Below are 406 nucleotides of genomic sequence, written 5' to 3' on the forward strand. Positions count from 1 at the left end.
CGCTCCGCCAGCGCCCCGGACTCCAGGCCGGAGTCGATCAGGTGTCTCAGGAACAGCGGATTGCCCTGGCTGTTGTGGCACAGCACATCCGCCGTCAGCCCAGCGACCGGGCCGCCGAGAACGNNCTGCGCAACGCCGCGACCGGCTCCTGCGCGGTGACCCGCGCGGTGGCCAGCAGGCGAGCGTCCACTGTGGTCACGAGGTGCTGCACCAGGGCCGCCGAGACGTCGTCGAGGAAGTGCGCGTCGTCCAGCCCGAGCACGATCCGCCGCCCGTCCGCCAGCGCGCGCAGCCGCCGCGTCGCCGCGCCGAAGAAGTCCGCGCGCATGCTCGGCCGCGTGCCCTCCGGCAACCAGCCCGCCACCGCCGCGAACGGCATCTCCCGCGTGGCCTCTGCGCCGGTCGC

The organism is Allokutzneria sp. NRRL B-24872 (genome assembly GCF_002155965.1).
Lineage (GTDB): Bacteria > Actinomycetota > Actinomycetes > Mycobacteriales > Pseudonocardiaceae > Allokutzneria.